This window comes from Candidatus Hodarchaeum mangrovi, assembly GCF_975850365.1.
In genome coordinates this window covers 1-11,986 of the sequence record NZ_CDLCQJ010000067.1, presented here as the reverse complement: position 1 = coordinate 11,986, position 11,986 = coordinate 1, and the positions used below count along the sequence as shown (strand labels likewise).

The 11,986-nt window shown below is 32.6% G+C and carries 9 protein-coding genes; 3 read left to right on the top strand and 6 right to left on the bottom strand.

Annotated features, from left to right (window positions below):
* Positions 1-858: DUF1295 domain-containing protein (locus ACWVCY_RS06750; protein ID WP_455141400.1), on the bottom strand; the 858-nt coding region annotated here is incomplete at its 3' end.
* A 433-nt stretch (positions 859-1,291) separates the two neighbouring features.
* Here ACWVCY_RS06750 and arsN2 point away from each other — a divergent pair.
* Complete coding sequence (gene arsN2 / locus ACWVCY_RS06745; protein WP_455141399.1) at positions 1,292-1,729, top strand: arsenic resistance N-acetyltransferase ArsN2; 438 nt, start codon at positions 1,292-1,294, stop codon at positions 1,727-1,729.
* 433 nt (positions 1,730-2,162) lie between these two features.
* On the opposite strand, the gene ACWVCY_RS06740 is transcribed toward arsN2, so the two are convergent.
* The 4 genes from ACWVCY_RS06740 to ACWVCY_RS06725 form a co-directional block, all read right to left on the bottom strand.
* Positions 2,163-3,050, bottom strand: coding sequence for a 2-oxoacid:ferredoxin oxidoreductase subunit beta (locus ACWVCY_RS06740; RefSeq protein ID WP_455141397.1), 888 nt, complete (start codon positions 3,048-3,050; stop codon positions 2,163-2,165).
* Positions 3,047-4,852, bottom strand: coding sequence for a 2-oxoacid:acceptor oxidoreductase subunit alpha (locus tag ACWVCY_RS06735; RefSeq protein ID WP_455141395.1), 1,806 nt, complete (start codon positions 4,850-4,852; stop codon positions 3,047-3,049). The genes ACWVCY_RS06740 and ACWVCY_RS06735 overlap by 4 nt, the downstream gene beginning before the upstream one ends.
* A 58-nt stretch (positions 4,853-4,910) precedes the next feature.
* Positions 4,911-6,110, bottom strand: a complete 1,200-nt coding sequence (locus ACWVCY_RS06730; protein WP_455141394.1) for an acyl-CoA dehydrogenase family protein — start codon at positions 6,108-6,110, stop codon at positions 4,911-4,913.
* A 189-nt stretch (positions 6,111-6,299) separates the two neighbouring features.
* A complete protein-coding gene (locus tag ACWVCY_RS06725; RefSeq protein WP_455141392.1) occupies positions 6,300-6,452 on the bottom strand; it encodes a hypothetical protein in 153 nt (50 codons plus the stop codon).
* 467 nt (positions 6,453-6,919) lie between these two features.
* On the opposite strand from ACWVCY_RS06725, the gene galT reads away from it, so the two are divergent.
* Both galT and ACWVCY_RS06715 read left to right on the top strand, forming a co-directional pair.
* Positions 6,920-7,894, top strand: coding sequence for a galactose-1-phosphate uridylyltransferase (gene galT, locus ACWVCY_RS06720; RefSeq protein WP_455141390.1), 975 nt, complete (start codon positions 6,920-6,922; stop codon positions 7,892-7,894).
* An 11-nt stretch (positions 7,895-7,905) separates the two neighbouring features.
* Positions 7,906-11,037, top strand: a complete 3,132-nt coding sequence (locus tag ACWVCY_RS06715; protein ID WP_455141388.1) for a glycoside hydrolase family 2 TIM barrel-domain containing protein — start codon at positions 7,906-7,908, stop codon at positions 11,035-11,037.
* A gap of 53 nt (positions 11,038-11,090) precedes the next feature.
* Here ACWVCY_RS06715 and ACWVCY_RS06710 read toward each other — a convergent pair.
* Positions 11,091-11,986 (bottom strand): hypothetical protein (locus ACWVCY_RS06710; RefSeq protein WP_455141386.1); only part of this gene is annotated, 896 nt, incomplete at its 5' end.

Here is an 11,986-nt window from a genome sequence, read left to right as displayed (position 1 = left end):
GATTAGGACTGGAGTATTTTTTTTGTATTCCTCGTAATCCTCTTGACCACCCCATTTTTCATCAGCACGGTTCTCAAGGATTGGAATCCCACTAACTCTAGTAAGAAGTAATGTGACAAAAATAGGAGAAATTAATGTTAACCATCTCCAACCTTGAAGAGTGGGAAGGGCAATTATTGCGATTCCTATCCAAATAACTATTTCTCCAAAATAATTTGGATGACGAGAGATTGACCAAAACCCAGTATTAATGAATTTTCCTTTGTTTTCTGGATTAGATCTAAATTTACTTTTTTGATAATCTGAAATAGCTTCAAATCCAAACCCTACAATCCAAACCAATAGACCAATCAAGCCACTAACACCTATTTCTTCTCTTTGCTCTACTGTTATTGCAGCTAAAGCAGTAGCCAATGTAAAGCTAACCCAGAGACCTTGGAGAGTCCATGTCAATAGAAAGCTAGATGCCGATTTTTTGATTTCCTTGAAGCGTGTATCTTCCCCTTCTCTCATAATTCGACAAAACAAAAAAGTCCCAAGACGGATAGCCCAAATCAAGACCAAAATTAGTAGTAAAATAGATCGTAAATCAATTTTAGGATTTAAAATAATTGATAGAATAATCACAGTACAATATGTTATAGAACCCATAAGATCGTAGAATTTCTCTGTCCTAAATACAAAAGCAGGTATAAAAGCAATCCATTGAATAATAAAAGTAATAGCTATACTAAGTGCAAATAAAGGGATTCCGCTAAAAACGGTCACTCCTCCTTGACTTCCAGCAAAGGCAAGACATGTAGCAAAGATTATAATAATAAATATTGCACCTAGAGTTTTGAAATCTTTCTCAGTCATTAATCTTTCCCCTTTTATTGTATGTTATATAATTGGTTTAAAAGTCTTAGACATTAATGAATCTCGAAAATTAAGATATCTAGGTCTTATTATAAATTATATTTTTTGCAATCTAATGAATAGCCTGAAAATAATTAAGATAGAATATTATCTTAAATAATTATATGATTTATGACTCTATTTCAATAATCAGTGTTATTTGGTACATTGTAATCGGCAAAATCTGAGAAAAATCTAACATATTTGAATTTTATATAAGATTTTCAGTTTATTCTGAATTTAAAACAAAGTTTCATAAATTCCCCTTGGATATTGTATATACCTTTAATCTGCTATTTTAGTAAGATAATTCTTAACTATCTAGTAAAATTGTTTCTAATCGTTAAGAAGTAATTAAAAACAGCGATAATATTTGATTTTACGATGAATTAGCATGCCAATTATTGCCAAAGCTATCACTCAAGATCTCTCAAATGTATTGATGTTATTAAAACAAGTAGATCTTCCCATTGAGGGAGTTAAAGATCATTTTCAAAACTTTTTTATAAGCAAAGAGGATAAAATGATCTTAGGATGTATTGGAATCGAGATTTATGGACGCGTTGGTCTTCTTCGTTCGTTAGCTGTGCATCCCTCCTTTCAAGGAAGAGGATTAGGTCAGCAATTGGTAAAAAGAATTGAGGAATTTTCGATTGAAAAGGGCATAAGTAATATCTATTTACTAACAGAGACAGCAGAGAAGTTCTTTTTAAAATTAGGTTACCAATTCATACCAAGAGACGAGGCTGACCCAAATATAAAACAATCAATTGAATTTACAAGTTTATGTCCTTCTGCTCCTGTTATGACGAAGAATATTAACTTTTTTTAATTATTCTTTGAATAATAAATCCAAAATTAACTTTTTTGCGGAAATAGGTTAAAATCAAATTCCTTTGTTATTGTAAGGGATTTTTTACGGTTTTTATATATAAAAAAAGTTAAAATAGGTATTTGAGGTAATTTTGGCACAATTAATGCTATAATCAACGCTTTTATAAAGATTGGAGACATTTTTGTGCCAATTTCAAAAAGTCTGGTAGACTATTTCAGACGATTGAAATGCTAGAAAGCGATATTTATGGGTATTTAGGTATCAAGGGGGATGTAGCAAATTAAAGTAACAAAGAATAGTGTTTGGTAAAAATTACGTTAGAAGATGGTTAATTAAAGACATTGGTAACTATGTTCTTTGTTAAAAACCAGTAAATGAGATTACAGAAAATGATTGAAATACTGTAATAAGGTTAAATTCTTTTATTCTTTTAACTAAATTCTTCAAAAATGACATGTGCATCAATTCCTTGGGCTTTAAAACCAAGGGGTTCGTTTACTGGAACTCTTTCTTGAAGTGTTGGATCCATATCTTTTAAAGAAGGTTTGATTATTTGGTAAAAAACTCCAATAGGAATCTTTTCACCCCACTCTTGAGCTTTAATCAATCCATCACAAATATTAGAAGTGTCATGATCATCCCCCAGTTCATAAACACGTTCTCTGAACCAGCTATATGTATTTAATCTATTGAAAGTAACACATGGGCTTAAAACATCAACAAATGCAAAACCTTTATGTTGAATTGCCTGTTCTATTATTGATTGGAGATGTTTTCTATTTCCACTAAATGCTCGTGCTACGAAGGAGGTACCTGCACCTAACGCTAAAGAAATCGGGTTAATAGGATATTCATCTACCCCGTTTAAAGGTGAAGTAATCGTAATATGACCTAATTGAGAAGTTGGAGAGTATTGTCCTGTAGTAAGTCCATTTATTTGGTTATTCATTACTAAACAGGTCATATCTAGGTTTCTACGAGCAGCATGGATAAAATGCCCCATTCCTATTCCATAAGTATCTCCATCCCCACTAACAGCAATAACTGTAAGATTAGGATTTGTTAATCTAACCCCCATAGCTACAGGAAGTGAACGTCCATGTAAAGCATGGATTCCATATACTGAAGTCCAATGAGGGAAATTACTACTACAACCAATTCCGCTGGTCATAACAACCTCATTGGGTTTAAATCCTAATTTAGCTAAAGCATTAGTTGTAGCTGTTAATAATCCATAATTTCCACATCCGAGGCACCAGTTGGGTTTTACTTCCCCAATAAATGGATTAATTTCTTCTTTCACTTCTTTGAAACTCATTTTTGTCTACTCCTATTCACAATAGAGTTTAATTTTCGTATTTCAGATATGATCATTGATGTTGTTGGTGTCTCCCCACTTAATGGATGGATAGAGGCATTTGCTTCCCAACCTAAACTTTGTTTTATTAGGGCTTGCATCTGACCAGTAAAATTCGCTTCAAACCAAATTCCAAATCTTATTTTTTTGATTAGCGGTTCTATTTTTTCCGTAGGTAAGGGAAACAGATCACAAAAAGAAATTAAGTTCCATGTTTGGAGAGTATTCTCATTTAAGTAATCAATGGCTTCCTTAACTGCTCCTAGTGTACTTCCCCAACATAATATTGTGTAATCAGCCTCTTTCATCCCATATACTAGTGGAACATTCATCTCTTTTATTTTAATTTGTTCTAATTTTGCAAATCGCTTCTTATATAATTCCTCTCTAATTTTCCATGTTTTAGGTAACCCACATCGATTACCAGAGAGTGAATGCGACATTTCGTCATGCTCAGCCCCAACAATGATATGTTCTCCTCCTTTTGTTGGGGGTATAGCTCGAGGTGATACACCATCTTCAGTAATTTTATAACGCTTAAAGACAGGAAACTCTTCGGTGGGACCTTTCCAAATTTTTCCACGATTTATTTCAACCTCAAGATCAAATATCTCTATACTTTCTGTTCGTTCGCTTAAAGCAAAGTCGGATAGGATAATAACAGGAGTTTGATAACGATCAGCTAAATTAAAAGCTCTAACTGTTTCGGAAAAGCATTCTTTTAAAGTACGTGGAGCTAAAACAATACGAGGAGACTCCCCATGTGATAAATGAATCATTGAAAGGAGATCGGATTGTTCCATTTTAGTTGGAATTCCAGTAGAAGGACCAGCTCGCATAGAATTGACTATCACAATCGGAGTTTCAGTTGTAGCAGCATATCCAAATAGCTCTGCCATTAGTGAAATTCCTGGGCCACTAGTTGCAGTCATTGATCGTACCCCTGCAAAGGAAGCACCAATGCACATCCCAATAGCTGCAATTTCATCTTCAGCTTGACGAATAACCACTCCAAATTTTTTAGCATTTTGGGCGAGATAGGTAAGAATTGATGATGCAGGAGTAATTGGATACTGTGCAAGAAATTTTAATCCACTTGCAACCGCTCCTAGGACAATCATATGATTTCCACTGATGACAATATGTTCTGTGTTGGCTTGCATCGCATCTTTTAGATTAATCTTATACTTGATGTTTTCATTAAAATATGATACGCCAACACGAATTGCTTGTTGATTTATCTGAATCGTTTGACTTTTATACCTTTTTATTAGTATCTCATTATATAAAGACGGATTAAGATTCAATAAACCAATTATTACTCCAATAGTAACTGAGTTAGCTAAGATAGGATTTTTTGGATCAATTTCCTTGATGAGAGTCTGTAGAGGGATACCAAACGCATGAATTCGTTTTTGAATTAAAATTGTTTCATATTCATCAATTGATGTCTTATCGCTATTGTAAAGTAAAATTCGTTGGTCTTTAAGATCATTTATATGAGCTTCTAAAGATTGGGTGTCCATAGCTATTAATAAGTCAAGTGGTCTATCAAAATTTTCAATAGGATTACAGGAAAATTCAACATGTTGCCAGACATGCCCACCACGGATTGTGCTTTGAGTTCCAGCAAAACCAAAAACAAAGTATCCAATTTTATTCAGGAATTTTTGAAATAATAATCCAGTAGATTGTAATCCATCACCAGCAGCACCTCCCCATCTAATAGCAAATCGAGAAAATGTTTCTTTTTGCCTATTCACTTTAATTCAATTCCTATTTTAACAAAAAGAAAGAAATCTCTCAATTTTTAAGAGATTTTTAAGGTTCAGGAGTATAGGGAGGTAATTCTCGGCGTAAATGACTGTGTTTCCTATAACCAAGCACATGAGAGGCTTGTAGAAGTTTCTGAATCTCATTAGTTCCTTCAAGGATTGTATTCGCTCGCGCATTTCTCCAATATCGTTCTACAGGAAAATCAGCACTATATCCATATGCTCCATGTATTTGAATGGCTCTATTAGCTGCATCTAAAGCAAAATTAGTAGCCTGCCATTTAGCCATTGCCGTTTCGCGAGTATTTCGGATACCTTTGTTTTTCAACCAAGCAGCTTTATATACTAATAACTGAGAAATATCTAACCCAGCTTGCATCTCCGCAATATGTTCCTGAATCAACTCAAATTGTCCAATCTCCTGGCCAAAAGCCTTTCTTTCATGACAATATTTAATAGATGCTTCTAAACTGGCTCGAATTGACCCTACCGCGCCTGCTGCCACGGTAAAACGTCCTGAATCTAAAGCGCTCATAGCAATCTTAAATCCTTCATTTTCTTCCCCAAGTCGATTTTCTTGTGGTACTCGCACGTTTTGTAGAATTAATTCTCCAGTGTCACCAGTTTTAACTCCTAGTTTATCATGAATAGAATTTGATGAAAATCCAGGAGATGTACGCTCAACAATAAAAGCACCGATGTTTTTATAGCCTTTTTCCTTTCCAATTCTAGCAAATACCAAGAAATTATCAGCTGTCTCTGCTAATGAGATCCACATTTTATTTCCAGTAAGGATATAATCATCACCCTCACGAACAGCACGTGTCTGTAAAGCAGCCACATCAGATCCACAACTTGGCTCTGTGAGTCCAAAAGCTGCGATTTGCTTTCCCTGTGCTTGAGGAATTAGATATTTCTCGATTTGTTCTGGTGTTCCCCATTGATAAAGAGTGCAACTATTAAGGGCCGTGTGAACTGACATGATAACTCGCAAAGCTGTATCAACACGTTCTAATTCTTCGCAAACAATGGCTAACGCTAAATAATCAAGTCCTGCACCACCCAGTTTTTCTGGAAAACATACACCTAAATATCCAAGTTCAACCATTTTTGGAATGATCTTTGGATAAAGCGATTTCTGTTGTTTATCAAATTCTCCGACAATTGGAGAAACTTCTTTTTCAACAAAGTCATGTAAGCTATCTCTTAACATAATATGCTCTTCAGACAAAGATAAATCAATCATTCTTTAAACCAACCTTAAACATTCATCTATCCATTGATTAAAAATCAAGAATTGAACTTTTTTTTCCTTTTTGGATGGGAAGAAATGTGTTGTTGTTGATGTTGATATTTTTATATAATTAGATTAAGGAAAGGAGTATGACAAAAGTATAAAAAAAGGTATGGGATAAATTAAAAGGATGATTGGTCCTTAAAGCTCATCCCAATATCCTTTTTCAGGGCCACAAGTCGGACAATAATCGTCTTCCTCTTCCTCACAAATTGCTTTTTTTCCACAGTTACTGCAGATATAATCGGCAGGTTTTCCACAATGCATACATTTCGGTTTTGGTTTTTCTGACATTCTAATCACTTCTAATACTAAAATGATTTAAAACTTCTATCTTTGGTAGCATTTTTTAAGGTTGGTGTAAAATAGGTGAAAAATCTAAATTGATGATCGTTTTTATTTATTAAATATAAAATTCCCCTTTTTCATTGACTGATTTTTGAATGGAATAAATTGGTTTATTGATACTTTTTAGCTATTATCTACGGTTAAAAATCATTTTTGGGGGTAATTTTCTAATTTTTGAGTTGAAATTATGCTAAATTAATGTAATTATTAGTATAGTATTCTGTTACTCATTAAAGTCAATCCAACTTTAGAGAAAAAATAATTCTTTTAGCAAAATAATAAATTTCAAACTATTCTAATCAAAAATTTCATTTGATTTCTATCTATTTTTAGTTAAACTAATAATAAAAAAAAATAAAGTCTATTATGTTTTTAGATAGTAAATCTGTCCTATTAATATGAGGAAACATGACTTGGCTGAAATTAGATTTGATCCTTTTTCTCAAGATTATATCATTGTCAATGATAAACGACTAAAACGCCCCATAATTGCTGAAAAGGAGGATGATTGTCCATTTTGTGCGAATTCTAAAAAAAGACATCCTGGCCTTCCTCTGCAATATTCTGCCATTAGTATTGAAAATCTATACCCTGCTCTTTCTATGGATAATCCTTCAGAAAAACATCCTTTTGATGTTAGAACTCTTTATTCAAAGACAAATGCTATTGGAAGGTGCGAGGTTATACTTTATTCAGACGACCACGAATTGTTATTTTATAATCAACCACAAAGTTTAACAATGAGTATAATTGAGCTCTGGATTCAGCGATATACAGAGTTAAGTCAATTAAAGAAAATAAAATATATTTTTATTTTTGAAAATCGAGGATCTCATATAGGGGTAACAATCCATCATCCCCATGGACAACTTTATGCGCTCTCAATTATTCCTCCTAAAATAATCCGAGAACTTGAATTAACAGGTAAATACTTTAAATCAACGCAAAAATGTCTTCAATGTGACATTATAAATGAAGAAAAACGTGAAAATAAGAGAATCATTAGTGAAAATGAACATTTCATTGCATTTTGCCCTTTTTACTCTAAATGGTTATATGAAGTACATTTAGTACCAAAACGACATGTAACAAATCTTTCAGACCTCCTCATGATAGAGAAGGAAGCGTTAGCAATAATTTTACAACATGTACGAAAGAAGTTTGATAAATTATTTAATCGTCCCGCTAACTTCATGATGATGTTATATCCCTCCCCAGTGAATGCTAAGGATTATTCCTTTCATCACTTTAGAATTGAGATTGTTTCGACTGAACGTGATGGAATAAAACAAAAATATCGTGCAGGTGTTGAAACTGGGCTAAATATTTGGACAAATGATATTTCACCTGAACAGGCTTGTGAGATTTTTAATAAAATACCAGATTAAGAGGTGATTATGTGCAAAAGAGGATAAAACCTCATTTAGAATGGGAAGATGCTGAAATTATTGAGCAAAACAAAGAAGAGGGTCATATTATATCTATTCCTTATGAAACAATTGACCAAGCTTATTCTGAAGGTGATTCCAGTTATATCAAATCACTTAACGGGGAGTGGCGTTTTTATTGGGCGATAAATCCATCTAAACGTCCCCAAAATTTTTTTGAACTTAATTATAATTCCTTAGAATGGGATAAATTAGATGTTCCTGCAAATTGGCAAATGAAAGGATATGGAATTCCAATTTATACTAATGTAAAGTACCCACATTCCGTAAGAACCAAAAAAATTCCAAATATTGACCATAATTATAATCCTGTAGGCTCATATCTTCAAAAATTTACCGTCCCTTCAGTTTGGTCTGAGAGAGAAGTTATTCTTCATTTTGCAGGAGTAAAATCTGCTTTTTATGTATGGGTAAATGGGACATACATTGGATATTCTCAAGGAAGCATGACCCCCGCAGAATTTAATATCACCAAAGTCCTCAAATGGGGAAATGAAAACGAAAATATACTAGCAGTGGAGGTTTATCGTTGGTCTGATGGTAGTTACCTTGAAGGACAAGATATGTGGCGTCTGAGTGGTATATATCGCGAGGTAATGCTTTATGCAATATCTAAAATCCGTATAAAGGATTATTTCATCTATTCTGAGTTGATTGATTCATATAAGGATGCTTTACTGAATATTCGTGTGAAAATTACCAATTCAACCATTAATATATTCCAAAATCTTAAAATTGAAGTTTTTATGGAAAAAACTCTAATTATAGAAAAGATACTTGATTTAGATGCTGAAAACTCTGAGGAAATATTATTACAGAGCAAAATAATTGAACCTAAAAAGTGGTCAGCTGAAATACCAAATCTTTACAGAATTTTATTAATATTAAGGGATATTGAAGGACATATTTATGATATACATGCATCAAGCTTTGGTTTTCGAAAAATAGAGATTAAAAACGCTCAGTTATTAATTAATGGGTGTTCAATTAAATTAAAAGGTGTTAATCATCATGATTTTGACCCTGTATCAGGAAATGTGATTACAAAAGGACGTCTTTTAGAGGATATTTTGATCCTGAAACAGAATAATATTAACGCTGTAAGAACTAGCCATTACCCTAAATCTAGCTATTTTTATGATTTATGCGATAAAATTGGGATTTATGTTATGGATGAGGCAAATGTAGAAACACATGGTTTAGGAGATATTCCTTTAATTTTTGAAAAGGCAGCAGTTGATAGAATGGTTCGGATGGTAGAATGTGATAAGAATCATTCGTGTATTATCATGTGGTCTCTTGGAAATGAATCAGGATTTAATAAAATTGTACATAACAAAATGAAGCAAATCGCGTTATCCATTGACCAAACAAGGCCCATTCATTATGAAAGTGATCAAAATCTTGACTTATCAGATGTTTTTAGTACAATGTACTCAACACCTCAAGAAGTAGAGGCTATTGGTCAATTTAAGAGAATCCCGAGAGGTTGGTTTTCTAGATTGACACCAATTCTGGGAAAAAAACTTGCACCAGCCAAATATCGTGATAAACCCTTCGTTCTTTGTGAATTTGCACATGCCATGGGAAATAGCCTAGGAAATTTTCAGAAATATATGGATGCATTTGAAAAATACCCAAATTGCATAGGTGGATTCATATGGGATTTTGTAGATCAAGGTATACTACAAAAATCGAAAGATGGACGAGAATTTTGGGTTTATGGTGGATATTTTGGCGACAAACCTAATGATGGAAATTTTTGTATTAATGGTATCGTTAGACCAGATCGTTCTCCAAATCCTGCTTTGTATGAAGTTAAAAAGGTTTTTCAGAATGTTAAAGTTCATCCAATTGATTTAATCAAAGGAAAATTCCTTATCGAGAATAAATATTATTTTATTCCACTAGATTATTTATTCGAAGGCTATTGGTATATTATTGAAGATGGAATAACGATTTTAGAGGGATATTTGCCTGATCTGGGAATTCCCCCTCAAGTAAAGAAAGAGTATACTATTAATTATCAAACATTAACATTTAAGCAGGATCACGAATATTTTCTTAATATTGTATTCAAATTGAAAAAAGATTTTATCTGGGGAAAGAAAGGAGAGATTCTTGCATGGGATCAACTTTTATTGGCACCAAAACGGCTAAAAAAAGAATTTTTTATTAATAGTCCAGTTTTACCCTCCTTACCGATGAAAGAAGATCTAGATAGATTCTATATTTCAGGATCCAACTTTAAGCTAGAAATTGGGAGAAAAACTGGTGTTATTGAGCGTTTTACCTTTAATGGAAATGAAATTTTCATTTCCGAGTTATTTCCCAACTTTTGGAGAGCTCCAACAGATAATGAATTAGGAATCTTTATGTATCTACCGATTCTAAAGAAAATTAGGCTATTAAATCCAACATTCTGGAAAAAAGCAACTAGAAATCGAACAGTAAGTGAATCAAAAGTAATATCTAGTAATGAAGAAATTGTTTTTGATTTTAATTATAAAATCACAGGTGGAAAAACTAAATATCGATCAATGATTAGAATAGGTAATTCTGGTTCTATTATCATTAAAAATAGTTTTACCCCAAAAAAAGATCTTATTAGATTTGGAATGCAAACCCGTATTCCAATAAAATTTCAGAACTTCACTTGGTATGGGAGAGGACCATATGAGGCGTATCTTGATCGATACACAGGAGCAGCTATTGGAATTCATAGAAAAACAATTAAAGATCTTCCCCATAATTATGTACGACCTCAAGAAAATGGAAACCGCATTGATGTTCGTTGGGTAACCATTTTAGATGAATTAGGTAATGGAATTAAAATCGAGGATGTTGGTGGAACCCTCTTAAATTTTAGTGCCTGGCCATACTCAATGGAGGACTTAGAAAAAGCAAAATATGTTCATGAATTACCCCAAAGACAATTTATTACTTTAAACATTGATTTAAAGCAAAAAGGAGTAGGAGGAGATCTACCAGCACTTGCTGTATTGCATGAAGAATATAAGCTAAAGAAAAATCAAAAATATGAATATTCATTTATGATTTCTCCACATATATCTTCTAAATAAGATTCTAGATTTAAAATCACAGATAGAAATGTATTGTTTTTCCAAGTATAAAATTAGAGGCTTTCTAGAACTTCAAGTAATTTCTCTAGTTTAAATTCTGACTTATTAAGCGCTTCTTGCCAAATGTTAAATATATCTAAAATCTCTTTTATTTTAGGATTGGGAAGACCTTCAATTTTATGTAGACATACCTGATTTATCAAGGCAATTATGCAAAGAAATCTTATTAACAATTCAAAATCCTCTTGATTAAACCATAAATTCTCTTGGTATCGATTTAATTTAATTATAGAATGTATTTCTGGATCTTTCAAAATTTCAACTAAGTTTATTGGCTGAGAATTCTTTTCCCAGTTTTGATGTGTAATTAAGACTTTTACAAGACTGCTTGGATTTTGTATGACCAATCTTTCTGGATTTTTTGGAAGATTTAATATAATTTCATTTATTATCCTTCCAAGTAACCATTCATCAATCCATGTATGACTGTAAATGATATATTCAGGATCTTTTGTCTTGATTTTACCTAGGAGATGCGTATAAAGCCAAGCTAGAGTAATTGCAATTTCATCTATTGTCATCATTCTAATTAATTCAAGAGAAGCTTCTTTCTTACTTAAGAGGAGTAATTTAGCCAGACTATGCTGCTTTTCTTTTAATTCATCTATTAAATAATCTGGTTTTTTCTGCTCTCCTGAATAATTTTTTATCTCTTGGATAAATATAATCAGGTCTTCTTGAGTTCTTTTTATGATTTTTTTATAATCTAATATAGTTTTTGCTTCATATAAGAGATGTAAAGAATTTTTGTTTAGTAATTTGCGGAAAACAGAGATTAAAGGTTCATAAATTAGGATTTGCCTAGCCTCTTCAATAATCGGGACTCCTCTTCCTCCTAAATAGTCATGTAAAATACGATAGTGGTTCCATTCGTTATCTGGAATTTCTC